This window comes from Desulfobulbus elongatus DSM 2908, from assembly GCF_000621145.1.
Classification (GTDB): Bacteria; Desulfobacterota; Desulfobulbia; order Desulfobulbales; family Desulfobulbaceae; genus Desulfobulbus; species Desulfobulbus elongatus.
Window position 1 is genome coordinate 1 of sequence record NZ_JHZB01000027.1, and the last position, 26,593, is coordinate 26,593.

At 62.8% G+C, this 26,593-nt stretch carries 22 protein-coding genes, 1 tRNA gene and 1 pseudogene; 11 read left to right on the plus strand and 13 right to left on the minus strand.

The features are described from left to right. Positions 1–300: pseudogene (locus Q362_RS20565) on the plus strand (hypothetical protein); the annotation flags it as partial. 681 nt (positions 301–981) lie between these two features. Here the strand turns inward: Q362_RS20565 and nadC are convergent. From nadC to Q362_RS0112925, 6 genes are all read right to left on the minus strand, one after another. Next, positions 982–1,818, minus strand: coding sequence for a carboxylating nicotinate-nucleotide diphosphorylase (nadC, locus tag Q362_RS0112900; RefSeq protein ID WP_028319033.1), 837 nt, complete (start codon positions 1,816–1,818; stop codon positions 982–984). A gap of 1 nt (position 1,819) precedes the next feature. After that, positions 1,820–4,504, minus strand: coding sequence for a valine--tRNA ligase (locus Q362_RS0112905; RefSeq protein ID WP_028319034.1), 2,685 nt, complete (start codon positions 4,502–4,504; stop codon positions 1,820–1,822). Between the two features lie 111 nt (positions 4,505–4,615). Next, positions 4,616–5,689: a deoxyguanosinetriphosphate triphosphohydrolase gene (locus Q362_RS0112910; RefSeq protein WP_035216666.1), complete on the minus strand. Its 1,074-nt coding sequence runs from the start codon at positions 5,687–5,689 to the stop codon at positions 4,616–4,618. A 19-nt stretch (positions 5,690–5,708) separates the two neighbouring features. Continuing rightward, positions 5,709–6,819, minus strand: a protein-coding gene (gene prfB, locus Q362_RS20570; RefSeq protein ID WP_157470106.1) for a peptide chain release factor 2 whose coding sequence is annotated in 2 segments (ribosomal slippage) — positions 5,709–6,734 and positions 6,736–6,819 — 1,110 coding nt in all. Because the reading frame shifts where the segments join, the coding sequence is not laid out codon by codon here. A gap of 246 nt (positions 6,820–7,065) precedes the next feature. Continuing rightward, positions 7,066–8,652, minus strand: coding sequence for an apolipoprotein N-acyltransferase (gene lnt / locus Q362_RS20575; protein ID WP_051554277.1), 1,587 nt, complete (start codon positions 8,650–8,652; stop codon positions 7,066–7,068). Beyond that, positions 8,630–9,541, minus strand: a complete 912-nt coding sequence (locus tag Q362_RS0112925) for a hemolysin family protein (RefSeq protein ID WP_035216667.1) — start codon at positions 9,539–9,541, stop codon at positions 8,630–8,632. Before Q362_RS0112925 ends, lnt begins: the two co-directional genes overlap by 23 nt. A gap of 250 nt (positions 9,542–9,791) precedes the next feature. Between Q362_RS0112925 and Q362_RS0112930 the strand changes: the two genes are divergently transcribed. Next, a tRNA-Lys gene (locus Q362_RS0112930) sits at positions 9,792–9,867 on the plus strand. A gap of 86 nt (positions 9,868–9,953) precedes the next feature. On the opposite strand, the gene Q362_RS0112935 is transcribed toward Q362_RS0112930, so the two are convergent. Together Q362_RS0112935 and Q362_RS0112940 are read right to left on the minus strand one after the other, a co-directional pair. After that, the gene (locus tag Q362_RS0112935) at positions 9,954–11,318 is read right to left on the minus strand and encodes a sigma-54-dependent transcriptional regulator (RefSeq protein ID WP_028319037.1); all 1,365 of its coding nucleotides are present in this window, start codon (positions 11,316–11,318) and stop codon (positions 9,954–9,956) included. Position 11,319: 1 nt separating this feature from the next. Next, positions 11,320–13,104: an ATP-binding protein gene (locus Q362_RS0112940; protein WP_169737423.1), complete on the minus strand. Its 1,785-nt coding sequence runs from the start codon at positions 13,102–13,104 to the stop codon at positions 11,320–11,322. A 261-nt stretch (positions 13,105–13,365) separates the two neighbouring features. On the opposite strand from Q362_RS0112940, the gene Q362_RS0112945 reads away from it, so the two are divergent. The 3 genes from Q362_RS0112945 (at position 13,366) to Q362_RS0112955 (ending at position 15,089) form a co-directional block, all read left to right on the plus strand. Then, the gene (locus Q362_RS0112945) at positions 13,366–13,785 is read left to right on the plus strand and encodes a hypothetical protein (RefSeq protein WP_157470107.1); all 420 of its coding nucleotides are present in this window, start codon (positions 13,366–13,368) and stop codon (positions 13,783–13,785) included. 78 nt (positions 13,786–13,863) lie between these two features. Continuing rightward, a complete protein-coding gene (locus Q362_RS0112950) occupies positions 13,864–14,130 on the plus strand; it encodes an SHOCT domain-containing protein (RefSeq protein WP_051554280.1) in 267 nt (88 codons plus the stop codon). A 242-nt stretch (positions 14,131–14,372) separates the two neighbouring features. After that, positions 14,373–15,089 carry a DUF554 domain-containing protein gene (locus tag Q362_RS0112955; RefSeq protein ID WP_028319041.1) on the plus strand — a complete coding sequence of 239 codons (717 nt, stop codon included), beginning with the start codon at positions 14,373–14,375 and terminating at the stop codon, positions 15,087–15,089. Between the two features lie 64 nt (positions 15,090–15,153). Here Q362_RS0112955 and Q362_RS20580 read toward each other — a convergent pair whose 3' ends face one another. From Q362_RS20580 to Q362_RS20585, 5 genes are all read right to left on the minus strand, one after another. After that, positions 15,154–15,585: a DUF488 domain-containing protein gene (locus Q362_RS20580; RefSeq protein ID WP_245590225.1), complete on the minus strand. Its 432-nt coding sequence runs from the start codon at positions 15,583–15,585 to the stop codon at positions 15,154–15,156. Beyond that, positions 15,582–16,760 (minus strand): FprA family A-type flavoprotein, encoded by a 1,179-nt coding sequence (locus tag Q362_RS0112965; protein WP_028319042.1) that lies wholly within the window; start codon positions 16,758–16,760, stop codon positions 15,582–15,584. The genes Q362_RS20580 and Q362_RS0112965 overlap by 4 nt, the downstream gene beginning before the upstream one ends. Before the next feature lie 114 nt (positions 16,761–16,874). Continuing rightward, positions 16,875–17,309, minus strand: coding sequence for a PAS domain-containing protein (locus Q362_RS0112970; RefSeq protein WP_028319043.1), 435 nt, complete (start codon positions 17,307–17,309; stop codon positions 16,875–16,877). A 222-nt stretch (positions 17,310–17,531) separates the two neighbouring features. After that, on the minus strand, positions 17,532–17,726 hold the full coding sequence (locus Q362_RS0112975) for a ferredoxin (protein ID WP_028319044.1): 195 nt from the start codon (positions 17,724–17,726) through the stop codon (positions 17,532–17,534). A gap of 331 nt (positions 17,727–18,057) precedes the next feature. Then, positions 18,058–18,624: a flavodoxin family protein gene (locus tag Q362_RS20585; RefSeq protein ID WP_169737424.1), complete on the minus strand. Its 567-nt coding sequence runs from the start codon at positions 18,622–18,624 to the stop codon at positions 18,058–18,060. A 573-nt stretch (positions 18,625–19,197) separates the two neighbouring features. Between Q362_RS20585 and Q362_RS20590 the strand changes: the two genes are divergently transcribed. The 6 genes from Q362_RS20590 (at position 19,198) to nifB (ending at position 26,328) form a co-directional block, all read left to right on the plus strand. After that, the gene (locus tag Q362_RS20590) at positions 19,198–20,490 is read left to right on the plus strand and encodes an MFS transporter (RefSeq protein WP_035216669.1); all 1,293 of its coding nucleotides are present in this window, start codon (positions 19,198–19,200) and stop codon (positions 20,488–20,490) included. Positions 20,491–20,958: 468 nt separating this feature from the next. Next, a complete protein-coding gene (locus Q362_RS23660; RefSeq protein ID WP_157470111.1) occupies positions 20,959–21,366 on the plus strand; it encodes a hypothetical protein in 408 nt (135 codons plus the stop codon). A 48-nt stretch (positions 21,367–21,414) separates the two neighbouring features. Beyond that, complete coding sequence (locus Q362_RS0112995; RefSeq protein ID WP_028319046.1) at positions 21,415–21,861, plus strand: glycine zipper domain-containing protein; 447 nt, start codon at positions 21,415–21,417, stop codon at positions 21,859–21,861. Positions 21,862–22,249: 388 nt separating this feature from the next. After that, positions 22,250–23,608, plus strand: a complete 1,359-nt coding sequence (gene nifE, locus Q362_RS0113000) for a nitrogenase iron-molybdenum cofactor biosynthesis protein NifE (protein ID WP_028319047.1) — start codon at positions 22,250–22,252, stop codon at positions 23,606–23,608. Positions 23,609–23,638: 30 nt separating this feature from the next. Then, entirely contained in the window at positions 23,639–25,021 is a 1,383-nt protein-coding gene (locus Q362_RS0113005) for a nitrogenase component 1 (RefSeq protein ID WP_028319048.1), read from the plus strand. Positions 25,022–25,050: 29 nt separating this feature from the next. Further along, positions 25,051–26,328 (plus strand): nitrogenase cofactor biosynthesis protein NifB, encoded by a 1,278-nt coding sequence (nifB, locus tag Q362_RS0113010; RefSeq protein ID WP_028319049.1) that lies wholly within the window; start codon positions 25,051–25,053, stop codon positions 26,326–26,328. Positions 26,329–26,593: the final 265 nt, after the last annotated feature.

Sequence of the window (26,593 nt, forward strand, 5' to 3'; positions counted from 1 at the left end):
ACAGCACGCGCCAAACTTGTCGGGTATCTCAAGGGCAACAAGGCGCGCATTGACTACGGCAAATTACGTCGTGGCGGTTATCCGCTGGGGAGCGGAGCTATTGAGAGTGCCAACAAGTTTATCTGCCACGTGCGACTGAAACGTTCGGGGGCCTGGTGGAAGATTGACAACGCCAATAATGTGCTCAAGCTGCGCTGCGCCAAATACAATGCAAAATTCGACGATGTTTTTGAGATGCATCAGGCCGTTAACAGAAAACAGCCGCAGTATAGCGCTGTTACGCTCAAAAGGATCAAATGATGCGCATAACTGTCGGATGCTCCCCATCAAAACTCTGCTTCGCGCAGCAATCCTGTGTGTCTACGCGGCGGTAGCCGCTATCTGGGGGCATCGGCCTAGCGGCCGACTCTCCCCCAGCCCCCCTGCCGCCGCTCCTGCCAGCACCGGCAGACGCCGGAAGCTGGCCCGAAGCTAGCGGCAGGTTGTCGGTGGTCGAGTCGGAATCGTGGCAAATTTCATCGAAGTGGATCGCTCCAAGTGACTGATTTGTCTGATGAAGTGCTAATTGGCTGTGTGGGAAATCGTGTGGGAAAACCCCACCGAAGGCGCTTGAAACAAGCTGTAGGAGAGTAAAATTCGAATATCGGATCGTTTTTAAATCGAACGATATTAGTATGTTATGTGGTTGATGATCAGCGAAAAACTGATTCCTAATCCTGGTGCCGCAGGTTCGAATCCTGCCTGGAGCACCATAAAATCGATGGGTTGCCTGTCTGGGTCAAGACAAAAAAATTGACAGCCCTGTTCACCTAATCGCGCAACATATGTGCGCCCAGAATGGACGCTCCAGATGCAGTTCATCCAGACGGCGCCTCAGCTCCAAGTGGCTTTCGCAACAGGCCTCTGGGGCGGTAATAAACCGAAAAAAAAAAGAGCCTGGTTACGCTGAGCCGGGCGCCGGAACGAGGAACCGGCAGCGCCTCATTCCCACCAGTCCATGCCGATGTCGCAGGCGCGGGCGCTGTGGGTGAGCGCGCCCACCGAGATGATGTCCACCCCGGTTTCGGCGATGCCGCGCACGGTTTCCAGGTTGACCCCGCCCGAGGCCTCGATGATCGCCCGGCCGTCGATCAGCTCCACCGCCCGGCGCATGGTGGCGAGGTCCATGTTGTCGAGCATGATCACCCCGACGCCGCAGGCCAGGCATTCCTCCACTTGGGCGAGCGTGTCGGTTTCCACCTCGACGTTGATGGTGTGCGGCACCCTGGCGCGCATGCGGCGCACCGCCTCGGTGATCGAGCCGCAGGCGGCGATGTGGTTGTCTTTGATCAGCACGCCGTCGCTCAGACTGTAGCGGTGGTTGCGGCCGCCGCTGGCCCGCACCGCGTATTTTTCCAGAAGACGCAGCCCCGGCGTGGTTTTGCGGGTATCGACGATTTTCGCCCTGGTGTGCTTGACCGCATCGGCAAAGGCCGAGGTCAGGGTGGCGATGCCGCAGAGCCGCTGCGCCAGGTTGAGCGCCACGCGCTCGCCCCGCAGCAGGGTGCGGGTGGCGCCGCTAAGACACAGCAGCACCTCGCCCCTGTCCACCCGGCTGCCGTCGGCCACGGCCCCGGTGCAGGCCACGGCGGGATCGAGCAACTGGAAAACCCGCGTGGCCACGCTGGCCATGCCCACCACGGTCATGGGGTGACGGGCGATGAAGCAGGCCCGTGCCCGGTCCTCCGACGAAAAGATCGCCTCGGTGGTGATGTCGCCGTGCTCCAGGTCCTCGGCGAGAAAATTCCGCAGGAGCGTATCGAGAAGAAAGGTGTCCATATCAGCGCAGCTTGGAGAGCCGTTCGGTGGATTCCATGTTTTTGGCCAGCCGGGCGCGGAGCTCGGCCTCCTTGTCCCGCTCCTTGGCCACCACGTCCGCGGGCGCGTTGCGCACGAACTTTTCGGTGCCGAGCTTGGCCACCACCCGTTCCAGCTCCTTGGCCAGCTTGCCCTGCTCCCGGGCCAGCTTGTCCAGCTCGCCGACCACGTCGATCAGTCCCTTGAGCGGCACCACCAGTTCCACCTCCTGCACCAACGCATGGCCGGCATCGTCGGGAACCGTGCCCTCGGCGACGATGGTCAATGAATTGGCCCGGACCATGGCCTGCACTCCGGCGGAAAATTCATTAAGCATCCGCCGCTTGTCTGGGTCGGGGCAGATGAGCGTGGCCTCGATCCGGGCGCTGGGGTGCACCTCGGCCTCGGTACGGATGGTGCGCAGGCCGGAGATGACACCCATGAGCAGGTTCATCGTGCCTTCCGCCTCTTCATCCGCCCAGGCCGGATTGGTCTCGGGAAAGGGCTCGACCATGATCGAGCCGCGCCGGCCGGGCAACTGGCTCCAGATTTCCTCGGTGACGAACGGGGTCACCGGGTGCATCAGCTTGAGCACCTGCTCCAGGACGACCAGCAGCACCGCCCTGGCCTGGTCGCGGGCGGCCGCGTCCCCGCCGGACAGATCGGCCTTGATCCATTCCAGATACCAGTCGCAGAACTCGTGCCAGACGAACTGGTAGCTGGCCTGCGCCACCTCGTTGAAGTTGTAGCCGTCGAGCGCCGCCCGCACCGCGCCGATGGTGGCGTTGATCCGGCTCAGAATCCAGCGGTGCGCCAGGGCCAGTCCCCTGGTGTCGGCCGCCAGGGCGACGATCGCCGGGTCGGCCTCCTTGAGGTGCATCTGGGCGAACCGGGCCGCGTTCCACAGCTTGTTGATGAAGCGGCGATAACCGTCGATGCGCTCCTCGTCCATCCTGATCTCGCGGCCCTGGGCGGCAAAGGCGGTCAGGGTGAAGCGGAAGGCGTCGGTGCCGTACTGCTCAATCATCACCAGCGGGTCGATGACGTTGCCCGTGGACTTGGACATCTTCTTGCCGTGCTTGTCGCGCACAAGGGCGTGCAGGTAGACGTCGCGGAAAGGGACCTCGTCCATGAAGTGCAGCCCCATCATCATCATCCGCGCCACCCAGAAAAAGAGGATGTCGAAACTGGTGATGAGTACCGAAGTGGGATAGAAGGTGGCCAGCTCCCTGGTCCGCTCCGGCCAGCCCAGGGTGGAGAAGGGCCACAGGGCCGAGCTGAACCAGGTGTCGAGCACGTCGTTTTCCTGGTGCAGCCGGGTAGAGCCGCAGAAGGGGCAGACATCCGGGTCGTCGACCGTAACGACCATCTGGCCGCAGCTCTCGCAGGTCCAGGCCGGGATGCGGTGGCCCCACCAGATCTGCCTTGAGATGCACCAGTCGCGGATATTGTCCATCCAGCTGTAGAAGGTGCGGTACCAGGTGTTGGGATAGAGCGCAATCCGCCCTTCGCGCACGGCGGCCACCGCCTTGTCGGCCAGGGGCCGGACGCTGACGAACCACTGCTTGCTCGTGGTCGGCTCCACCACCGTGCTGCAGCGGTAGCACTTGCCCACCGCGTGCTGGTAGTCCTCGATTTTCTCGAGAAAGCCCTGTTCTTCCAGGTCCGCCACGATCTGTTTGCGGCAGGCGAACCGGTCCAGGCCGGCATAGCGGCCGGCCGCCTCGTTCATCACGCCGCGGTCGTCCATCACCTTGAGCCGGGGCAGATCGTGGCGCAGGCCGATCTCGTAGTCGTCGCGGTCGTGCGCCGGGGTGACCTTGAGGGCGCCGGTGCCGAATTCCCGCTGCACGTGGTGATCGAAGACCACCGGGATGGTGCGTCCGGTGAGCGGCAGGCTGATGCCGACGGTGGCCAGGTGCTGATAGCGCTCGTCGTCGGGATGCACGGCCACCGCCGTGTCGCCGAGCATGGTCTCCGGGCGGGTGGTGGCGACCACCACGTGGCCGGACCCGTCGGCGTAGGGGTAGCGGATGTGGTAGAGCTTGCCGTCGGTGGGATCGTGCTCGACCTCGTCGTCGGCCAGGGCCGTGTGGCAACGCGGGCACCAGTTGACGATGTAGTCGCCCTTGTAGATCAACCCCTCCTTGTACAGGCGGACGAACACCTCGCGTACCGCCCGCGACAGGCCCTCATCCATGGTGAACCGCTCGCGGTCCCAGTCGCAGGAGGCGCCCATGCGCTTGAGCTGATTGATGATGGTGCCGCCCTTCTCCTCCTTCCAGGCCCAGACCCGCTCGATGAACTTCTCCCGGCCGAGGTCGTGCCGGCTCAGCTTTTCGCTGGCCAGCTGGCGCTCGACCACGTTCTGGGTGGCGATGCCGGCATGGTCGGTGCCCGGCACCCACAGGGTGTTGTCGCCGCGCATCCGGTGATAGCGGACCAGGAGATCCTGGAGGGTGTTGTTGAGGGCGTGGCCGATGTGGAGCACGCCGGTGACGTTGGGCGGCGGGATGACGATGGCGAACGCCGGCTTGCCCTCGTCCATGCGGGCGCTGAAGGTTTTCTCGTCGAGCCAGCGGGTGTACCAGCGCTGCTCGACCTCGGTGAATTCGTAGGCCTTGGGGAGATCGTATTTGTCGGAATGGTCTGAATCGGTCGCTTGCATAGGGTTTGCTTCCGCCGCCTCGCCGGCGGCAGGGTTGGAAAGGATGAGTGTGTCGCCGGAGTCCGGGACGAAAGAACGTCCGGCGCCTCCGGCTGCCGCACCCGAACCGCCCTAGAGCACGCTCCAGGGCTTGGGGATGAAAATCTGCGCGTACAGGGCCAGGGCGTAGCGGTCGGTCATGCCGGCGATGAAGTCGCAGACCTGGCGGTGGCGCTGCCGTTCTTCCTTCTCCGATTGCACCGACTGGCGCAGGCGGCAGCAGGCGCCGATGCCGTTGTCGGGGAATTCGTGTTCCAGGAAGTAGCCGTACAGGTCGCGGATGATCCGCTGCGCCTTCTCGAACTCGTTGTGCACCCGGTAGTTGCGGTAGACGTTGTCGTAGAGGAAGGCGCGCAGTTCGTTGATGGTCTCGTTCATCCGCTCGCTCAGGTGGAGCCGGCCGTCGTCGCGCGCCAGGGTGGTGGCGACCAGGTCGCCGACCATGGCGTTGATCCGCTGCGAGGAACGATCGCCCAGCACCGCCCGCAGATGCGCAGGCAGATCGTCGCCGGCGAGCATGCCGCCGCGCAGGGCGTCGTCCATGTCGTGGTTGACGTAGGCCATGATGTCCGCCACCCGCACCAACTGGCCTTCCAGGGTGGCGGCCAGCGCCGAGGTGTCGTCCGGGAGGATCTCGCCGTAGCCCTTGGAATGCTTGAGGATGCCGTTGCGCACCTCCCAGGTGAGATTGAGGCCGCGGCCGTCGTTTTCGAGGAAATCGACGATGCGCAGGCTCTGGCGGTAGTGCTGGAAGCCCTTGGGGTGCAGTTCGTTGAGGCTGAACTCGCCGGCATGACCGAAGGGCGTGTGGCCGAGGTCGTGGCCCAGGGCGATGGCCTCGGTCAGGTATTCGTTGAGCCGCAGGCAGACCGCCAAGGTGCGGGCGATCTGCGAGACTTCCAGCACGTGGGTCAGGCGGGTGCGGTAGTGGTCGCCGGCCGGGGCGAGGAAGACCTGCGTCTTGTGCTTCAGCCGGCGGAAGGTTTTGGAATGGATGATCCGGTCCCGGTCGCGCTGGAAGGCGGTGCGCAGATGGCAGTCCTCCTCCGCGGTCATCCGTCCCCGCGACCGGCTGCTCAGGCAGGCATACGGCGACAGGACTGCCCGTTCCTGCGCTTCCTGCTGTTCCCGGATGGTGCTGATCATGGCCTCTTCGGCGCCGGCCTCAGGGCTGCCAGAGCAGGAAGGCCTTGATGAAGGGATCGAGCCGACCATCGAGAACCGCGTCGACATTGCCGTCCTCGGTGTTGGTGCGGTGATCCTTGATCAGGCGGTAGGGCTGGAGCACGTAGGAGCGGATCTGGCTGCCCCAGGCGATGTCCTTCTTGTCGCCCTGGATACTCTCCTGGGTGCGTTGTTGCTCCTCCTTCTCCCGCTCGTACAACCGGGCCATCAGCATTTTCATGGCCGTGGCCTTATTGCTGTGCTGGCTGCGCTCGTTCTGGCACTGGACCACGATCCCGGTGGGGAAGTGGGTGATGCGGATGGCCGAGTCGGTCTTGTTGACGTGCTGGCCGCCGGAGCCGCTGGCCCGGTAGGTATCGATGCGGATATCCTTGTCGTTGATCTCGATGTCGACATCGTCGTCCAACTCGGGCATGACCATCACCGAGGCAAAGGAGGTGTGCCGCCGGCCGCTGGCGTCGAAAGGCGAGATACGCACCAGCCGGTGGATGCCCACTTCCGAGCGGAGATAACCATAGGCGTACTTGCCCTTGACCATGATGGTGACGCTCTTGGTGCCGGCCTCGTCACCGGGCAGCAGGTCGAGGATGTCGGCCTTGAAACCCTTGCTTTCCGCCCAGCGCAGATACATGCGCAGCAGTATGCCGACCCAGTCCTGGGCCTCGGTGCCGCCAGCGCCGGCATGGATGGTGAGGATGGCATTGTTGGCGTCGTGCTCGCTGGAGAACATGCATTCCAGTTCCACCTGGTCGATACGGCGGCGCAATCCGTCCAGACTGGTGACGACCTCTTTGTAGGTTTCCTCGTCGTTCTCCTCGACCGCCATGTCGAGCAGCATGCCGGTATCGTCGAGATCGGTGTAGTTCTTGTCCCAGATGCCGATCAGATCCTGCAACTGGCCCAACTGGCGCTGCACCCGTTTGGCTTCGGCCTGATTGTCCCAGAAATTGGGGCTGACCGTCTGCCGTTCCAGCAGTTCAACCTGTTCGCGCTTGCCATCCAAGTCAAAGATGCTCCTTGAGCACGTGCATCCGGCCCTTCAGGCTCTCGAGCAATTGTCGCGATTCCGCTGATTCGGTTACATCGGCCATGGTCCACCTCACTACATGAAAACAACAAATAAAAAAGAAACGAGCCCGCCCAGGGGCGCCTCGTTACGGTCAACGCGCTGGCGGCGCCGACGGCTCTGCGCCGGCCGGTCCGCTGCCTTATACGAAAAGATGCATTTTAAACAGAAAGAGAGCAAGTCTCAAGGAAGAAAGGCTCCACAGTGATGAAAAACCGGCTCCTTCCGGACAGATCGCCCGTCAGGGCCGCAATGATCGTCGCGGCCCTCCTCACCTGCGGCGGAAGCGGCTCGTCGCCAGCAGCAGAACGATGAGTACGGCGCAGGCCATCCCGAACCGGTGCCCGCCGCGACCGAATACCGTGCCCTGTTCGAGGAGCGGCACCGAGGCGACCTCGGCCGCTTCGACGAAGATCCCGGTCTGGTTGCTGATCCGGCCCAGGGGATCGACAAAGCCGCTGATGCCGGTATTGGCGGCACGGACCAGGGCGCGCCGGTTTTCCACCGCCCGCAGCACGGCCATGGCCATGGATTGATGGGGCGCGCTCGACCGCCCGTACCAGGCGTCGTTGGTGATGTTGACCAGGAGGTTGGCGCCCCGATCCACGCTTTCGCGGGCAATATCGGGGAAAATGGACTCGTAGCAGATCAGCATCCCCAGCCGCATCGCGCCCAGAACCAGCGGCTCCTTTTCGGTCCCGGCCGAGAAATCGTCGATATTGACCACCAGCGGCTGCAGGAAGGGAAGCAGGCGGCGCAGGGGCACGTATTCGCCGAAGGGCACCAGGTGCTGCTTGGCGTAGGTCCCGTCGACCCGGCCGCCGGGCCCCAGGAGCAGGGCGCCGTTCCAGTAGCGCACCCGCTCAGTGCCGTCTTCCCGGGAATCCACGGTGTACAGCGGCGCGCCGGTGAGCAGCCAGGTGGTGTTGGCCGTGGCGAAATCGACCACCCGGTTGATCAGGGGATCTCTCTGAGGATAGAACGGCAGGGCCGTTTCCGGCCAGACCACTAGTTCGGCGCCCTCCTCCTGCACCGTCCGCTGTGAAAGCCTGAGATAGGCATCGACCGTGGCCGCCCTGGTGGCCGACGACCATTTGATGGCCTGGTCGATGTTACCCTGGACCACGGCCACCCGCGCCTGGTGCGCCCGGGGCAGGGCCGCGGCCAGGGTCTGCTGCCGCACCGCCGAATAGCCGCCGATGCCGAGCAGGATGGCGACGGCCGCCAGCAGCGGCCATCGCGCTTGAAGATCGCGCTGGGCAGAGTCGCGGCGGCACCGGTCGAGACCGGCCGCCGCCAGGCCGTTGCAGAGCACCAGGGCGAAGGTGAGCAGATGGTGGCCGCCGAGATCGGCCGCCTGGATCAGCACGGGCTGGCCGAACAGGCCGTAGCCGAGATCCATCCAGGGAAAGCCGGTGAACAGCACCGAGCGGAGGAACTCAAACCCGACCCAGGCCACCGGTGCGGTCCACACCAGCGCGGCCATCGAACGCTGCCGGTGGCGGCCGGCGATCAAGCTGAGTACACAGCAGCAGACCGCCGGAAAGCAGGCCATGTAGGAGGCCAGCAGTACCAGGGCCGGCAAAGCAAGGCCCAGCGGCAGGCCGCCGTAGCGGCCGAGAACGATCAGAATCCAGTAGAGCAGGGCCAGGTGATAGACCAGGCCGAAAAGAAATCCGGCCACAAGACTGCGGCCGGGACGGGCATGGTAAATGAAGAGGAGCAGGGGCGCGAGCCCGACGAACAGCAGCGGCCACCAGCCGACCCGGCCCGGCATGGCCGCAGCAAGCAGGCCGGCGGACCCGAGGGTCGCCAGGATCAGGACCGCAGCACCATTAGCTTTGCGGCTGGGTATCATCGTTGCGGACTATGCGGACACTCTTGATCCGGCGCGGATCGGCGCCGAGCACCTTGAAAGACAAGCCGTTCTCCTGCACCAGCGCGCCGATCTGGGGCACCTTGCCCAGGCGATGAATGATGAACCCGCCCACGGATTCGTAGGGACCTTCCGGCAGTCTCAACCCGAAGTGGGTTTCCACCTCCTCGATGTCGATCTTGGCATCGACGATGACCGTGCGCTCGTCCACCACCCGCAGGTCGCTGTCTTCTTCGTCGTGCTCGTCGCCGATCTCGCCGACGATCTCCTCGATCACGTCCTCGAAGGTCACCAGTCCCCGCACCCCACCGAACTCGTCGACCACGATGGCCATATGGGTTTTCTTCGACTGGAACTCGCGCAGCAGTTCGGTGATCGGTTTGGACTCGGGAATGAAGGCGACGGGATTGAGAAATTCCTTGAGATCGACCTGGGCGTCGTCGGTGCCGCGGGCGCAGATGCGCAGCAGGTCCTTGGCGTGAAGAATGCCGATGATCTGGTCGGGGGTGCCTTCGTAGACGGGAACCCGGGTATAGCCTTCTTCGTTGATCAGCCGGATGAGTTCCGGCACAGAGGTGTTCAGCTCGGCGCAGACCATTTCCGCCGACGGCGTCATGATCTCGGAGGCGATGGTCTCGCGGAAATCGAAGATGGAATTGATCATCTGCTCCTCGTGGACCGAGATCAACCCCTGCTCCTCGCCCTCTTCCAGCAGTTCCTGGATTTCGTGCTCCAGCTCTTCGGTGGTATCGGGAGCGCCACGAAAACCGAGGATGGATTTGACTTTTTCGAAAAATGACTTGAACGGCTTACTAGGGGGTTCCTCTCCAGAGGGCGCCGGGCCGGCCGACGACGGCTCCACAGTTTCCATACAGAAAAAAATTCTCCTTACGCGTAAAAAGGACAGATGCTATGAAAGTAGGCTAACAAGGCAGAAAGTCAAGGGTTATTTCTCCAGGTTTTTGAACGGAACACTGCCCCGGCCCGGAGAAGGCGGCAACCGACGCCGCCAAGGCGGTTTTATCGGAGCTTCCCTCTTGACGCTGCCGATCGGGTGTGCTATTAAAGGCGCTCGCAATTCCTGCCGCTGGCGGATTGCCTTTTCTTTGATTTTCTGACTTGGGCCGTTAGCTCAGCTGGTAGAGCAGTTGACTCTTAATCAATTGGTCTGGGGTTCGAATCCCTAACGGCCCACCATTCATAACAAGCACCCGGCCCCCCCTGCCGGGTGCTTGTTTCGTTTCAGGGCATGGCGCCCCCCACATCCCGCCCCATTTCATCGATCACGACAATATATTGTATTTTTTTAATTTATTATTAAGTGTTGTTCTGGTGATATTGAGCAATTTTGCCGCTTCGCTCTTGTTGCCCTCGGTCTTTTCCAGGGTCTCTTTGATCGCCTGACTTTCTATTTCTTCAAGCGATTTTCCTCCCAGGGCGCCGGGCGCGGGCTGCGCGCCGGAAGAAACCGGGGAGCCTGCGGTCAATGTTTGCGGCAGATCCTTTTCGGAAATATACGGATTCATGGCCAGGATCACCGCCCGTTCAACCACGTTCTCCAGCTCCCGGACGTTGCCCGGCCATGAGGCATGCGTGAGCACGTCCATGGCCGCAGGAGAGAACCCCTTGATTTCCTTCCGGTTCTTTTGCACGTACTTCTGCAGGAAATGCTGCGCCAACAGAGAGATGTCCGTCATGCGCTGCCGCAGGGGCGGTATATGGATGTTCATGACATTCAGACGATAGAAAAGGTCCTCGCGAAACGTCCCCTTCCGGACCTCTTCCTCCAGATTGCGGTTTGTTGCGGCAATGATCCGGACATCGACATGCTGAACCTCGTCGCTGCCCAGACGCTGAATTTCCCGCTCCTGAATGGCGCGCAGGATCTTTGCCTGCATGGCGAGGGGAATTTCGCCGACTTCGTCCAGAAAAATCGTGCCCTTGTGCGCCTGCACGAACCGGCCGTTCCGTTGCCTGTCGGCACCGGTAAACGTGCCCTTTTCATGCCCGAAAAGTTCCGATTCCAGCAAGGTTTCCGTCAGGGCCGCGCAATTGACCGTGACCAGCGGCCCCTTCCCGCGTTCGCTGTTGGCGTGGATGGCCTTGGCGAACAATTCCTTGCCGGTCCCGCTCTCGCCGGTGATCAGGACGGTCGCCTCGGTGGGAGCGACAATGCGGGCCATCTCGACCACCTTTTCCATGGCCCTGCTCGAACCGATGATCTCAGCGAAACTCTTGTCCAACCCCATCTTCTGTTTGAGGGAACGGTTTTCCAGCGCGAGGTGCAGATGTTCCATGGCCCGTTCGATGACCAGCTTCATCTCCTCGAAGTTCAGCGGCTTGGTCAGATAATCATAGGCCCCCAGTTTCATGGCCTCCACGGCGGTATCCACCGAGGAATACGCGGTCATGATGACAACCGGGATGGCGGGATTGATCGCCTTGATCCGCCGGAGGGCCTCTATGCCATTCACATTGGTCATGCGTACATCCATGAGGATGAGATCGCACGGCTTTTCCCCGGCGATACCAATTGCCTCGCTTCCGTCCGTGGCCGGGATCACCGCATGCCCCAGACTGCCCAGGACGGTTTGCAGCATGCGGAGGTGGGCCGCATCGTCGTCAACGATCAAGATGGTCCCCTTCATGTCAAGCGTCCTTTGCTCGCCGCAGGGGCAGCAGAATGATCAGAGCGGTTCCCTCGCCCAAGGCGCTGCACACCTGTATGCTGCCGCCGTGATCCTCCACGATTTTATGGACAATGGCCAGGCCCAGGCCCGTTCCGTTTTTCTTGGTGGTGAAATAGGGGTTGAAGATATTGGCCTGATCCTCCTCGGCAATGCCTTCGCCCGTGTCGGCCAGTCGAATCGCAAGTCTTCCTTCCTCCGCCTGCGCGGTGACCGTGAGCGTTCCGCCCTGCGGCATCGCCTGGATCGCATTGAGCAAGATATTCAGCAGGACCTGCGTCATCCGGTCGGGATCAATGTCAACCGGCGGAAGATCCGGCGGCAGCTGGGCATTGACCCGGATATGGGCCCCCTGCAGATCGTGCGCGATGATATGGAGGGCGTGGTCGAGAAGCGTGTGCAGGTCGGTCGGTTGCAGCCTGAGGTCCGATGGCCGGGCAAACTCGAGCAGTTCCGAAATCACGCGGTTCACCCGATCCACTTCTCCCGCCATGACGGCGGCCGCCTCCCTGTTTTCGCTTCCTTCGGCGAACAGGCTCCCGAAGTAGGTCACGTATCCCTTGATCGAACTGAGCGGATTGCGTATTTCATGGGCGATGCCCGCCGCCAGATCGCCGATCGCGGCCAATTTTTCCCGCTGCCTGATACCGCGTTCCAGATTGCGCAGGTCGGTGACGTCCTGAAGAATGAACATATAGCCGATATACTGCCCTTCTTCGCCAAAGACCGTCGAGGTGCTGACATTGACCACAGCATGCTGATGATCCGCGGTCGTCAAGGTCAGTTCCTGCTCCCCGCGCGATTTTTGTCCGGTCGCCTCCGCATGAAGACGGACCAGTGACGGCGGAAGCAGTTCGCTTGCCGGTGTCCCTTCGGTCATGGGTGCCGGGACGGACAAAAGCGAACAGGCGACCTCGTTAATGTACAGAATCGTGTTCGTACTGCCCACCACCACCATGCCGACCGGCAGGCTCCGGACAATCTCGGAGGCAACGGCACGGGTATCCCCCAACAGCTTGCGGCCGCGCCAATAATTTTGGGCCCAGAACAGGGAGACGACCCCGGCCAGGGCCACAAGAAAAACGATGGCCGCCGTGATGATGTTATGGCGGGCTTCATCGGCAATAGCCGCTTCATAGGGCCTGATATCCATGCCGATGACAATGGTGGGCCGGTTCTCCGCATCGAGGATGGCCTTCCTCGGCATGTCGCGGATCCAGGTCGATGCGCATTCCATCTCCGCATGATGGCCCATGCCGGTCATGTGCTCCATGTGATGCGCATGCCCCCCGCCGTCGTCGCCGGTGGGCAGAAAGCGCTTGTACACTTCAAACACCCGGCCCTGCTGCGCATCTGTCCGGATTCGCCACTGGGCCGTGTCGTTCGGGGCAAAGGCGTTCCCGATGGCAAAATCCGCAACCGTGACGCCAGCCCGTTGTTTCTCGCTGCCGGCGAGAACATATCCGTGCGCATCGACCAATGCGATAAATCGAATGTCCGACCTCCGGGCCGTTTCCTCCAGCAGAGCCTGCAGATGCGCCTCGTCGCCCAACAGCCCCATCATGCCGGTGCGCGCCCCCGCCTCAAAGGCCTGGATCAAGGCCGCTCCCTTCTCCTGAAGCAGCGCCGTCACCGATTGTTTTTCCCGTTCATGCGTCATGGCTCCCATGATCAAGACGACGATCATGAGCACCAGACTGATCCCGATAATCAACCAGGAGGGGGCGTAGATTTTCTTCTGTTGCATCGGCAAACTCTGCATTCGATCGTTCAAGAGGACCGCCCGCTCTCAGCGGGTGATTAAATTTTAGACGCCACAGCGAAGGATAGCGAGCAAAAATTAGACATCGATCAGAATTTGAGCAACCGTTTTTCCGTACCCAGCGGGGATCTGTCCAAAATATTATAAAAATATCATACAGATAATCTGAAAAATATCATCTGGCACGGCAACTGCTATAAAGGATGCAACCCATTCCTTTTCACTCGAACAATGGAGGTACACATCATGAAAAAAATGAATCTTGTCGCTGGCATGCTCTTCGCCGCCGCGGTCCTTGCCACCAGTGCCTATGCCGCTTCTGCGGGGACAGCCGTGGCCAACACTGCCGATCAGCAGGCCTACTACGACCAGACAGCGACCCTGCGCTCCAATCTGGCCGCGGACAGGGCCGAGCTTCAGGCCCTGATCAACTCGAACTCGCCCGATGCCAAACGGATACGGACGTTAAGCGAGAACATCACCAGGGGACACGACGAATTGCGTCAACAGGCCGAAAAATACAACGTGGCCTGGATGGGGCATGGCGGCATGATGGCCGGTGAACCCTGCGGATACGGCCCCGGCCCGCATGGATTCATGCACGGGTCGATGATGAACGGCACAGGGGAGCATCATCAAAGCGGTGGTGGTTTTCATCACATGTAACATGGACTGGCCGGGCGGGCCTGCGGCAAGAGAGCATTGCCGGCAGCCCCGCCCGGCAGGACGAACACGGGGCACGTCATGCTGCAACAAGGTGCGCATTGCATCACCGGATGGGGACAGCATTTCATGGGGGGAGGCGTTTTCGGCGCCGTTGCCAACGTCCTCCTGCTCATTGCGCTCATCATCCTCCTCTATAAATTTTTTGTCTCCAGGAAATTCACATCCTTCAAGGAGCGCGATACCCGTGATTCCCTGATGATTCTCGACAGCAGGCTGGCCAAGGGTGAAATTACCGAGGAAGAATATCGACGACTTCGGGCAATTCTGACGGGCAATGCCGAATGAATCGTTCTTGACAGATCCAACCCAAGGTGGTCTGTCATTCGATCCGTGCGGCAACGGGCGGGGCCGGCCGTTCCGGCCCGGGAGATGACAAAGGGGAGCCGGCCAGGCGGAATTGCACGGAGGTTTTACCCTCCCAGCCCGGCTAGTCTCAGCGGTCGCACGGCGACGTGCGGCCATTCGCCCGCTTCATGCAGTTTCAACGCCCCTCTTCGGCCACGGGGAACCATTCAGGTCGTTTCGTCATGCTCGGACCAATCATCAACAGCGCAGGCATCGTCACCGGTGCCGTCATCGGCTCCCTCGGCGGCCGGCTGCTCTCCCCGGAATTCCGCACCAAGATCAATTTTGTCTTTGGCTGCATCGCCCTGGGGATCGGCGTGTTCATGATCTCAAAAGGGCAATCGCTCCCCCCGGTCATCCTCGCGCTCCTTTTCGGCGCGCTCCTGGGAGAAACCTGCCGGATCGAATCCCTTGTCATGCGGCTCGCCTTCAAGGCCGTGGATCTGTTCCGCCCCAACAAACAAACCGCATCGAATATCGCCGGCCAGGCCTTCCGCGACCAGTTCGCCGTCGTCACCGTTCTGTTTTGCGTCAGCAGTCTGGGCATCATGGGCCCCATGCAGGAAGGCATCACCAGGGATCCCTCCCTGCTGTTCATCAAGGCCCTGCTGGATTTTTTCACCGCCATCGTGTTCGCGGCCAATATCGGCGGGGTCATAGGCGTGCTGGCCCTGCCTCAATTCGCCATCCAGACCGCGATCCTGATGCTGGCAACCACCCTGGTGCCGCTGATCACGCCCACCATGTTTGCCGATTTCTCCGTCTGCGGCGGCATCATCATGCTGGGAACGGGGTTGCGCCAACTCGGCTTGGTCCAGGTGCCCATCCTCAGCATGCTGCCCGGATTATTCATGGTGATGCCTATTTCGTTCATGTGGACGAAATTTTTCTCTCCCTGAGAGACGCCCCATACACCGCACCGGCGTCACTTTTCCCACCTGCGGCATATCCTTCCGGACCGGTTCAGCGGTCGCCTGCCCGGCTGGCGCCATCACCATCCCCGATCAGGGACGACAGATAGCGTTGCAGGGCCACCGCCTGGTTGCAGTGCGGGTCGCGGGCGGAAAAGAGCAGGACCACCCCCCTCTCCCCTCGGGCCAGTTCGAGCAGGAAATCGACCACCTCGGGTTTGGCGCGCACCTCGTCGACATAGCGCTGCCTGAACGCCTCCCACCGCTCGGGGTCGTGGTTGAACCATCGGCGCAGTTCGTCGCTCGGGGCGGCCTCGCGCAGCCAGTGGTCGGCCTTGAGCGCTTCCTTCGAAATGCCCCGCGGCCAGAGGCGATCGACCAGCACCCGGACGCCGTCGTTCCGGTCGACGGGATCATAAACCCGCTTGATGGCGATGCGCGGCATGGCCTCTCCGTCGCCGGCCGTTGCGGCGGCGTCTCTCATTGCAGCCCGCTTTCCCCGTGCCTGCGGGCGATCTCGTCGGCCAGCCGTTCAAGGGCAGTAAATGCGGCCTGATCGGGCAGGCCCTTGCACAGCACCGGCTCCAGTACCTCGACCTTGAGGTTGGGGATCATTCCGGCCAGGGTTTCCACCGCCTTGCCGCCCCAGCCATAGGAACCGACAACGGAAAGATACCGGGCCTTCGGGCGCAGGGCGTTGGCCAGGAAGGCGGCATGCGCCACCAGCGGATGCGGTCCGCCCAGGACGGTCGGGGTGCCGACGACGATGGTGGCCGCGTCGACCAGCGCCATGGCCAGCTTGCCGATGTCGGTGACCGCGAGGTTGAACAATTCGACCGTGACGCCCCGCTCGGTCAGGGCCGCGGTCAGACGGTCGACGAGCAGCCGGGTGCTGCCGTGCATGCTGATGAAGGGGAAAACGACGAGGTTGCGGGGCGGGCCCAGGACCCAATCGCGATAAGCCTCGATGATCCACGAAGGCCGGTCGTAGATCTGCCCGTGGCTCGGCGCGATCATCTCAATGGGCAGGCCGGCCAGTTTTTCCAGGTTCTTCGCGATAGCCGTCCGAAAGGGTTGCATGATCTCGCCGAAGTAGCGCTTGGCCGCCTCGTGCACCAGGCCCTGATCGCCGACGAACAGATCGTTGGTGGCCCGGTGCGCGCCGAAAAAATCGCAGCTGAACAGCAGTCGGTCCTCGACCAGGTAGGTGACCATGGTTTCCGGCCAGTGCACCCATGGCGTGTGGATGAAACGCAGGGTTTTGTCGCCGAGCGAGAGCGTCTCCCCGTCGGCGACAGTCACAAAAACGTCCTCCGGCAGATGCAGATGGTCGACGAGCAGGGCCTTGGCCTTGGGAGTGGCCAGCACCCTGGCCTGCGGAAACCGTTCGAGCACCATGGGAAGGGCCCCGGAATGATCCTGTTCCGCATGGTGGCAGACGATGTAATCGATGGCGGCCACCCCGTCCAACTGCCGCATGAGTTGATCGGCCATGGCCGGGTCGACCGTGTCGAGCAGGGCGATCCCGGCGCTGCCCCGGATGAGGTAGGCGTTGTACGACGTTCCGTCGGGCAGGGGGATGAGCGCGTCGAACAGGCGCCGGTCCCAGTCGATGGCACCCAGCCAGTGGATATTGTCCCTGATCTTTCTTCGCTGCATGGCGCACCTCGCTTTTGCGGGAAAAAGGGGGGGATTCGTCCGGGATTCCTCCCGGACCGCGATGGAAAAACGCACATCGTTCGGGCTGGGAAGCCCCGCGTCCTTCCCGGATCTTCAGGCGGAGCGGTCCGTGCGCCCGCTTTCGCAGGCGGCCAGCCGCTGTTTGAGTTCCTTCTCTTTCTGCCAGCGGGCGGTCACATCCCGCATGATCGCGGCGCAGCCGGCCATCGCCCCCTGTTCATCGCGCAACAGCACGATGCTGAATTCCAGGGAAAGACGGCTGCCATCCTTGCGCACGCCGGGCGAGGCGAGCAGAGCCGACAGGTAGTTCGTCCGCCCCGTCTCCATCACGCGACCATAGCCCTGCCAGTGCCGTGCACGCAGATTTTCCGGGATGATGAGGTCGAGGGAACGGCCCGATGCCTCGGTGGCGGCATAGCCGAACATCCGCTCCGCCCCTGAATTCCAGAAACGGATGCGGCCGTCGCGGTCGGCTATGAGAATGGCATCCGGGCTGTTCTCCACGATCTGCTGAAAGAATCGATCCATGCTCCCCTCCTTCGGTGATTTGTTCACGGCTGCATGGACACGCACCCCTGCCTCCTCCAGGCGGCAGGCGCGGAAAAGCCCGGCAGGCCGCGCGAAAACGCGCCCGCGTCATGCCGGCGAGCCCGATGTACGGCACCGGAACATGTCCGCTTTTCCGTCACCGTATATTCTGCCGCCTTCGGCCGGAAGAGGCGGGATCGTGTCCGGAAGAACAGCGATCCCCTAAATCTCTTCCTCGCTGATGCAACTCGCCGGACACGAGGCGATCGCCTCGTCGATGCAGGCCTGGTCACCTCCCTCGGGGGTTACAACGTAGGCCTTGTTCTCGTCGTCGTTGAAGGCGAAAATGTCCGGACAGAGTTCAACGCAAGCACCGCAACCAATGCATTCGTACTGATCGATGACGACCTGTTTCATAGCGCTCCTCGCGACGGAAGAATGAAGACCGGCCCCCATGTCACTAGCTGCGCCCCTGTCTCTCAAGGCGCGCCGACCAAGGGCTTGCCGAACCGGCGCCACCATGGCGAAGGAGGCGTGGCCGCGCGGGTTTTGGGCCGGACATCCTGCCGGCAGGCCCTGCGCTCCGCCCACTTCCGGTTCGGTCCCGTTTATTGACTACACCAGAGAAAACAGTTGCCGTCAATCAAATTGAACCCTCGAAAAATGGCCGGCTACAGCGAAAAACAGATCCCGGACTCGAACGCGGCAACCGGGAAGGACGGCAGGCTGCCCTAGTCCCCCGGCGGTCTCAGCCGTTGCGGACCAGCTCCGCCGCGACCTGGCGGACACGCTCGAAATGGCCCGGCTGCCGCTGCACATCGTTCACCCCGCGCAGATCGCCGAAGACCAGCGGTTCCAGGGTGCGGAAACCGAGGAAGCGGAACATGCGGTTGACGTAGTCGAAATAGGGGGCAAACCTCGCGACATCGGGCTGTCCCTGAGTATAGAGCATGAGCATCCGCTGCCCGCTCAGCCAGGAGGAGTAATCGGGCTTGAGCACCGGCATCAGCCGATCGGTGAACAGCTTGGCCTGGGCGGTCATCTGCCACATGTACACCGGCGAGGCCAGCACCACCACATCGGCCGCGAACACGTCCGCCAGAATGGGCTGCATGTCGTCCCTGACCGCGCATTGTTTTTCCCTGCCGGGCTGGCGGCAGCTGTAGCAGGCCTGGCATCCCTGCAACCGCAGAGTGTTGAGCCGATACCTGCTGGTGGTTGCGCCGAGGCGTTCGGCCTCTTCGAGGAAGGCGTTGAGCAGTTGGCTCGAGTTGCCCTGCGGGCGAGGGCTGGCGTACAGACCAAGTATGTTCATAAGGATCACCCCGGTGAAAAAAGAAAAGGACGCTGCCATGAAAAAACGCCGATACCGGGAATTCCACGGCATGATCGTCGAGTGCGCGGGCGGTCGCGCCCCGGCTCGGCAGGCGCCGGTTTCGCGCGGCGGACCCGGCCGGACGCGACACGGGTCTTCATCCTGCCAAAGTTTTCCGCCATCCACAAGTGTTTCCGCCCAGGTCGGTTCGCGGCGCATGATGCCGATGGTTTCTGGTCGTATTGGCGCGGGCGGCAGCACCTCACCGGGAGGAGCCTCCGGCCCGGGTGATCGCCCGCACCGGCTCGGCAATCCAAAACAAAACCGGCCTTATCCCTCGCGCCAAGCAAGAGACAGGGCCCGATTTCAGGAAAAATGCACCAAGGATCTTGCCAGGCGCTGTATCCGTTGTATTACTTGCAGGAAACGGGGCAGCGAACCGGGATCGTGCCGCCCTGAAACGGTCACCGCCGGACGACCGGACCGCTCCCAGAGACAACACCGCCTTCAACCAATGCGCCCCATCCGTGACCGCCCGGAAAACGGCGGCACCCCGACGACACTCCCTTTTCCTTGCACCTCCCCCTGCTGCAGATCGAACCCGAGCGCGACCCGATGCTTCCTTCCGTTTTTCGCCACGGCGCCTTCACGACGCTGTGGCTCGGCCGAATCCTGACCAACATCGCCACCCTCATCCAGAGCGTGGCCATCGGTTGGCTGGTGTACACCCTGGCGCGCCAGACCCATAACGAACAGTACAGCATGTTTCTGGTCGGCATGGTCGGGCTGGCGCAGTTCGCCCCGATGTTCCTGCTCGCCCTCCTGGCCGGAGAGACGGCGGACCGCTACGACAAGCGCGTGATTCTTCTCTGTTGCGGCCTGTTGCAGTCCGCCTGCGCGGCGGGATTTTCGTTCCTGGCCATGCAACCCGCCGTTTCCCTGGGACTGCTCTTCGTCGTTGCCGGCTTTTTCGGCGTCGCCCGCGCCTTTGGCTCGCCCGCCCTCTTTTCGGTGCTGCCGGCCCTGGTCCCCAGAGACGAACTTCCCCGGGCCATTGCCTTCAACACCCTCAGCGTGCAGGTCGGCATGATTGCCGGCCCCTGGGCGGGCGGCATCCTCTGTGCCCTGTCGCCGGTGCTTGCGACCGCCACGTCGTGCCTCATTTATCTGATGGCCGCCCTGGCCTGGGGGGTGCTGTTGCGGCTGCCCGTCAAGGCCAGGTCCGCGCCCTCTGCCGGCATGTCGCGCCTGACCATGATCCGGGAGGGCCTGCGGCATTTATGGGGCAGCAAGGTCGTTCTCGGTGCCATCTCGCTCGATCTGTTCGCCGTCCTTCTGGGCGGCGTGACCGCCCTGCTCCCCGCCTATGCGAAGGACGTGCTCCACATCGGCCCGGAGGGCTTCGGCAATCTGCGGTCCGCCTTTGCCGTGGGCGCCGGCGCGACGACCCTCGCCCTCGCCCTCCGGCCGCTCAACCGGAACGCCGGCAGATGGATGCTCGGCAGCGTGGCGCTGTACGGCATCGCCACCCTGTTGTTCGCCCTGTCACGCCAGACCGGCTGGTCGATGCTCGCCCTGGCCGTCGCCGGTTGCGCCGATTCGGTGTCCGTCTTCATGCGGCAGAACCTGGTGCAACTCCTGACTCCCGACGCCATGCGCGGGCGGGTGGCGTCGGTCTCCGGGCTGTTCGTCAGCGCCTCGAACGAACTGGGCGAATTCGAAAGCGGGGTGGCGGCCCGCCTCCTGGGCGTCATCGGTGCCGCCGTTTTCGGCGGCCTCGGTTCGGTCATGGTCACGGCCCTATGGGCCAAGATATTTCCGGCGCTGCGCACCACCGACCGCCTGACGCCGGCTGCCCGCGAATGATGGCGCCGGCATGACACCGCACGGGAACGATTGCCCGTCCGCATTGGTGTCTTTCTTTGGTCCGGCCCGCACCGGCCCCCTGTTCCCTGGATAAAAAATACCCACCGGCCAACCCGACCGGTGGATGCCGCCGCCCCGTGGTGTATAAAAAGTATCCACAAGCACGGCCGTAACCAGGGAATTGGATGCCCCATGTCTCTTTCCCAGTTCTCATCCATGCAGCCTCACGCCGTGGTTGCCGCCACCGGTCTGCGCGGTGGACGACCTGAAATCCAATCGACTGTTTTCAATAACCATTTGATTCGACTCAACTCCATCGGCGGACACCGTCTCTGCATTTGGCACGGCAAATGCAAAAGAACAGGCAGGCACGCGGCACCGCCGCCCTTCCCTCTTCCCCCCTTGGGGGATGAGGCGGGAAGGAGGATTCATCAACGATACGTCCTGTCATGACAGGAGGGCAAACACATGGTAAAAAAATTGGTCACAGGCCTGCTTGCCGCCATTCTGATGGTGCCATTGGTACCGACAACCGGGTTGAGTTGGCATGGCGGCCCGCCGCCCCCTCATTACCGTTCTCATGGGCATTCCAGACACCACGGCGGCGATGCCGTGCTCTGGGGCTTGGGCGGCCTTCTCCTGGGTTCGGCCATCGTGGCCACCGCCATGCAGCCGTCGCCACCGCCCCGGCAGGTGGTCTATGTCGAACCACCACCACCTCCGGTCACCTATGCCTATCGTCCCCCGGTCAGTTCGGGAATGTGCCGGTGGGAGCGATATGTGCTGGACGGATACGGCAGAACGGTGTTTGATCGGTACGGCCAACCGGTCAAGGAATACACGAGCGGCCCCTGTGATTATCCGCCCGCCTGGTAATCCGGGTGCGCGGTCAGAGAAAGATGCATTGAACCAAGGAAACAGATCATGAAACAATTGCGTGTCGTTTTTGCCCTGCTCGCCCTGCTCGCCCTCTCCTCCTGTGCCACCAGAGGCCAGACCGGAGCGCTCGGTGGCGCGGCCGGCGGCGCCCTCATCGGTCAGGCGATCGGCCACAGTACCGGCGCCACCCTGATCGGGGCGGCGGTGGGCGCTGGCCTGGGATACATCATCGGCAACGAGATGGACAAGTATGATCGCGACCGGTTGAGCAACGTCTACGAAAGCGGTCCGTCGAACCGGCGGTCGTCCTGGGTCAATCCCGACAGCGGCAACCGGTATTCGGTGACCCCGCAACCGGCCTACCAGAGTTCCGGCACCCAGCAGGTCTGCCGGCGGGCCGAGATCAACGCGGTGATCGACGGCAAATCGCAGCGCACCTACAGCACGGCCTGCCGGAATTCCTACGGCGAGTGGGAACTGCAAGGCTCCTGATACCCGCTTTTTTCCGGGCCGAGGCAAGCCGGACGCCGATTGCGGCGGCTGCCCCGGCCCGGTTTTCGTTCTTCCCACCCCGTCGACGGGGCCCTCTCTTGTTTTCCTCCGCTTGCCCCCCTGTTTTCCCCTTGCAACAGCATCGATGCACTCCGGTGCCTTTTTGTCGCCTGCCACCACAACAAGGCGCTACACGGCTCGACAATTTTGTCCTCACCCTCTTCACTTTGGTCGCCCCTCTCGACAAAATCATGCCGCACTTGCCATCTCCCTCCCGGCACCAGATCATCAACCTGTTGATATAGAATAAAAAATCAAAAAATTTCCATCTGGCACGCATCTTGACCTAGGGAGGGTAACCTTACCATCATCCCAAGGGGGCGTCCTCATGGAAGCTGTTGCATTAAAGGAACGGGAAAACCAGATTCACGTCAAAGGCGAGGCGCCCTTTGACATCGTGTGCAACAAAGACAGCCTGGCCGGCGCGGTCAGTCAGCGGGCCTGCGTGTTCTGCGGTTCGCGGGTGGTGCTCTATCCGATTGCCGACGCCCTGCACCTGGTGCACGGCCCCATCGGCTGCGCGGTCTACACCTGGGATATCCGCGGCGCCCTGTCCTCGGGGCCGGAACTGCACCGGCTTTCCTTTTCCACCGATTTGCAGGAGCGCGACGTCATCTTCGGCGGCGAAAAGAAGCTGGCCGCCGCCCTGCGCGAGCTGATCGCCCGCCACCAGCCGAAAGCGGCCTTTGTCTACTCGACCTGCATCGTCGGCATCATCGGCGACGACCTGGAAGCGATCTGCAAGTCGGTCGAGGGTGAATGCGGCATTCCGGTGATCCCGGTCAAATCGGAAGGATTCAAGGGCAACAAGCGGGCCGGCTACCAGGCCGCCTGCGACGCCCTGTTCCGCCTGATCGGCACCGGCGACACCAGCGGCATCTCCAACTATTCCCTCAACATCCTGGGTGATTTCAATCTCGCCGGCGAGATCTGGATGATCCGCGACTACTACGAGCGCATGGGCATCCAGGTGGTGGCCAACATCACCGGTGACGGCCGGGTGGCCGACATCCGGCGCGCCCACGGCGCAGCGCTGAACGTGGTGCAGTGCTCGGGCTCGACCATGCACCTGGCCAACATGATGGAGGAAAAATACGGTATCCCCTCGATCCGCGTCTCCTACTTCGGCATCGAGGACATGGCCGAGGCCCTCTACGACATCGCCCGCTTCTTCAAGGACCCGGAAATGCTGGAGCGGACGAAGAAGATCGTCGAGGAGGAGGTCAAGAAGCTGGCCACGGCCCTGGAGCCCTACCGCAAGGCCCTGGCCGGCAAAAAGGCGGCGATCTACGTCGGCGGCTCGTTCAAGGCCTTTTCCCTGGTCAAGGCGTTCCGCCTCATCGACATGCAGGTGGTGATGGTCGGCTCCCAGACCGGGACCAAGGAAGACTACCTCGAACTGGAGGCGATCACCGACCCCGGCACCATCATCGTCGACGACTCCAACCCGCTGGAACTGACCACCTTCCTTAAAGAGAAAGAAGTGGACGTGTTCGTCGGCGGCGTCAAGGAACGACCCATCGCCTACAAGCTGGGCATCGGTTTCTGCGACCACAACCACGAACGCAAGGAAGCGCTGGCCGGCTTCGAGGGCATGCTCAATTTCGCCCAGGAGGTCTACTCCTCGGTGATGAGCCCGGTCTGGCGGTTCGTCCCGCGCCGGAAAAGCGCGGCATCGCCCCGTTAACGCCGGCCCTTGCCGCATAAGGAGACGACCATGAGCAAGAATCCTCCCACATTCGCCAAACCGAAAAGGCCCAACTCCATCGCCACCACCAACGCCTGCAAGCTGTGCAAGCCGCTGGGCGCCTGCCTGGCCTTCAAGGGCATCGAAGGCGCGGTGCCCTACCTGCACGGTTCGCAGGGCTGCGCCACCTACATGCGGCGCTACATCATCAGCCACTACAACGAACCCATCGACATCGCCTCCTCCTCGCTCTCTGAGAAGCACGCGGTCTACGGCGGCGGCCCCAACCTCAAGCTCGGCCTGACCAACGTGGCCGCCAAATACCGGCCGGCGCTGATCGGCATCGCCACCACCTGCCTGACCGAGACCATCGGCGACGACGTGGCCATGTACCTGCGCCAGTACGCCGAGGACACCAAGGGCTCGGTGGGACTGCCGACCTTTGTCAACGTCTCCACCCCCAGCTACTCGGGCACCCACATGGAAGGCTTCCACGCCGCCGTCCGCGAGGTGGTGGCCCAGTTGAGCGAGGGTGGGCCGCGCGGCGAAACCGTCAACCTCCTGCCCGGCTTCGTCAGCTCGGCCGACTTTCGCCTGCTCCACGAGATCCTGGCCGACTTCGGCCTGGGCTACACCCTCCTGCCCGATCTCTCCGAGACCATGGACGGCCCGGCCCTGCTCGAATACGAGAAAATCCAGCAGGGCGGCACGCCGCTGGCGAACATCAGGGCCATGGGCCGCGCCAGGGCGACCGTCGAGTTCGGGCCGACCCTGGATTCGATCACCGGCGGCGACGTGCTCAAGGAGAAATTCGGCATCCCGCGCCACCGCATCGGCATGCCCATCGGCATCCGCGAGACCGATGTGTTCTTCCGTCTGCTGGAGGACCTGAGCGGCCGGCCGACACCCGAGAAATACGCCAAGCAGCGCGGCCGCTTGGTCGATGCCTATGTCGACGGCCACAAGTACGTGTTCGGCAAGCGGGCCATCGTCTACGGCGAGGAGGACCTGATCGTGGGCCTGTGCTCCTTCCTCACCGAGATCGGCGTTACGCCTGTGCTCTGCGCCACCGGCGGCACCTCGGGCAGGCTGAAGGAGGCCGTCGCCGCCGTCACCGGCGACACCCTGGCCGAACAGCCGCAGGTCTTCGAAGGCATGGACTTTTTCGAGATCAACGAGATCGCCGAAACCCTGGCGCCGGACCTGGTGGTCGGCCATTCCAAGGGCTATCCCCTGGCCCGGAAGCTGCACATTCCGCTCATCCGGGTCGGTTTCCCCATCCACGACCGGGTCGGCGGCCAGCGCATCCTCCATCTCGGCTATGCCGGCGCCCAGCAGTTGTTCGATACCGTAACCAACGCCATGATCGAGAAGAAACAGGACGATTCCCCGGTCGGCTATTTCTATATGTGAACCCTTCGCATTTGGCAAAGGAGCCTGTCATGCCGCACGCAAAAGATTTCACCCGCCATCCCTGCTTCAACGTCAACGCCAAGGGCCAGTACGGCCGGGTGCACCTGCCGGTGGCGCCGAAGTGCAACATCCAGTGCAACTACTGCAACCGCAAGTTCGACTGCGTCAACGAGTCGCGGCCCGGCGTCACCTCGACCCTGCTCAGCCCCGAGCAGGCGCGGGTCTATGTAGACAAGGTGCTGGAGAAGGAACCGCGCATCTCGGTGGTCGGCATCGCCGGTCCGGGCGACCCCTTCGCCAATCCGGAGGAAACCCTGGAGACCATGCGGCTCATCCGCAGGCACCATCCGGAGATGATCCTCTGCCTCTCCACCAACGGCATGAATCTGGCGCCGCACGTGCCGGAGCTGGCCGAGATCGGCGTCTCCCACGTGACCATCACCATCAACGCCATCGACCCGGAGATCACCCAACACATCTACGCTTGGGTGCGCGACGGCAAGGTGCTCTATCGTGGCCGCCAGGGGGCGGAACTGCTGCTCGCCCGGCAGTTGCAGGCCATCGAGCTGCTCAAGCGACACCACATCACCGTCAAGGTCAACACCATCGTCATTCCGGGCATCAACGATCACCACGTGCCGGTGCTGGCGGCGAAGATGAAGGAACTGGGCGTGGACCTGCTCAACTGCATGGCCATGTTTCCCAACGCGGACACCGCCTTCGAGCACATCACCGAGCCGAACAAGGAGATGATGGAGCGCATCCGCAACGAGGCCGAGCGCTTCCTGCCGCAGATGCGCCACTGCACCCGCTGCCGGGCCGATGCGGTCGGCCTGCTCGACCATGACCGCACCGGCGAGATGCGCGGTTGCCTGTCCGCCTGCGCCCAGTTGCCCAAACCGGAAGAAGTGGCCCGCCCCTATGTCGCGGTGGCGACCCTGGAGGGCGTGCTGGTCAACCAGCATCTGGGCGAGGCCAGCCGCTTCCAGATCTGGGGCGAGGACGGCCAGGGCGGGTACCGCCACATCGAGGACCGGCCAGCTCCGCCCTCCGGCGGCGGCCACCAGCGCTGGCTGAACATCAGCCGCATTCTGGCCGACTGCCGGGCCATCCTGGTCAACGATCTGGGCGATTCGCCCAAGGAGATCCTCAGGAAGCGGGGTATCCAACCGATTGCCATGGTCGGATTCATCGAACGCGGCCTGGAAGCGGTGTACACCGGTAAGGGCCTTGCCGGCCTCCAGGGCCGGATGCGCAAATGCACCTCAAAAGGCGCCTGTGCCGGTGGCGGGAACGGCTGCGGCTGAACGCCCCCCTCGTCAGCCGCAGTTCCCGCCGCCTGCGGCCAGGGTCCGGGCAGCACATCCCGGCCCCGGCCGACCGGCACACCCCATTTTTTTCTTGCGCTCCGCTCGGTTTGGCGTATGTGTCATGGGTGGCCGGAGGGAGAAATCGTCCCCCGCACGCATCCACAATGACGGACGGGCAACGCCGAGCCGGACGGAACATCGCTCCGTTGCCGCCGCAAGGCGCGCCCGCCCGCGCCAGCGCCCCTCAACCGGAGGATAACGA

Excerpts from the sequence above, each read along its gene's own strand:
- nadC (WP_028319033.1), bottom strand. The coding sequence starts at position 1,818 with ATGGACACCTTTCTTCTCGATACGCTCCTGCGGAATTTTCTCGCCGAG.
- Q362_RS0112905 (WP_028319034.1), bottom strand. The coding sequence starts at position 4,504 with ATGCAAGCGACCGATTCAGACCATTCCGACAAATACGATCTCCCCAAG.
- Q362_RS0112910 (WP_035216666.1), bottom strand. The coding sequence starts at position 5,689 with ATGATCAGCACCATCCGGGAACAGCAGGAAGCGCAGGAACGGGCAGTC.
- lnt (WP_051554277.1), bottom strand. The coding sequence starts at position 8,652 with ATGATACCCAGCCGCAAAGCTAATGGTGCTGCGGTCCTGATCCTGGCG.
- Q362_RS0112925 (WP_035216667.1), bottom strand. The coding sequence starts at position 9,541 with ATGGAAACTGTGGAGCCGTCGTCGGCCGGCCCGGCGCCCTCTGGAGAG.
- Q362_RS0112935 (WP_028319037.1), bottom strand. The coding sequence starts at position 11,318 with ATGAAGGGGACCATCTTGATCGTTGACGACGATGCGGCCCACCTCCGC.
- Q362_RS0112940 (WP_169737423.1), bottom strand. The coding sequence starts at position 13,104 with ATGCAACAGAAGAAAATCTACGCCCCCTCCTGGTTGATTATCGGGATC.
- Q362_RS0112945 (WP_157470107.1), top strand. The coding sequence starts at position 13,366 with ATGAAAAAAATGAATCTTGTCGCTGGCATGCTCTTCGCCGCCGCGGTC.
- Q362_RS0112950 (WP_051554280.1), top strand. The coding sequence starts at position 13,864 with ATGCTGCAACAAGGTGCGCATTGCATCACCGGATGGGGACAGCATTTC.
- Q362_RS0112955 (WP_028319041.1), top strand. The coding sequence starts at position 14,373 with ATGCTCGGACCAATCATCAACAGCGCAGGCATCGTCACCGGTGCCGTC.
- Q362_RS20580 (WP_245590225.1), bottom strand. The coding sequence starts at position 15,585 with ATGAGAGACGCCGCCGCAACGGCCGGCGACGGAGAGGCCATGCCGCGC.
- Q362_RS0112965 (WP_028319042.1), bottom strand. The coding sequence starts at position 16,760 with ATGCAGCGAAGAAAGATCAGGGACAATATCCACTGGCTGGGTGCCATC.
- Q362_RS0112970 (WP_028319043.1), bottom strand. The coding sequence starts at position 17,309 with ATGGATCGATTCTTTCAGCAGATCGTGGAGAACAGCCCGGATGCCATT.
- Q362_RS0112975 (WP_028319044.1), bottom strand. The coding sequence starts at position 17,726 with ATGAAACAGGTCGTCATCGATCAGTACGAATGCATTGGTTGCGGTGCT.
- Q362_RS20585 (WP_169737424.1), bottom strand. The coding sequence starts at position 18,624 with ATGAACATACTTGGTCTGTACGCCAGCCCTCGCCCGCAGGGCAACTCG.
- Q362_RS23660 (WP_157470111.1), top strand. The coding sequence starts at position 20,959 with ATGGTAAAAAAATTGGTCACAGGCCTGCTTGCCGCCATTCTGATGGTG.
- Q362_RS0112995 (WP_028319046.1), top strand. The coding sequence starts at position 21,415 with ATGAAACAATTGCGTGTCGTTTTTGCCCTGCTCGCCCTGCTCGCCCTC.
- nifE (WP_028319047.1), top strand. The coding sequence starts at position 22,250 with ATGGAAGCTGTTGCATTAAAGGAACGGGAAAACCAGATTCACGTCAAA.
- Q362_RS0113005 (WP_028319048.1), top strand. The coding sequence starts at position 23,639 with ATGAGCAAGAATCCTCCCACATTCGCCAAACCGAAAAGGCCCAACTCC.
- nifB (WP_028319049.1), top strand. The coding sequence starts at position 25,051 with ATGCCGCACGCAAAAGATTTCACCCGCCATCCCTGCTTCAACGTCAAC.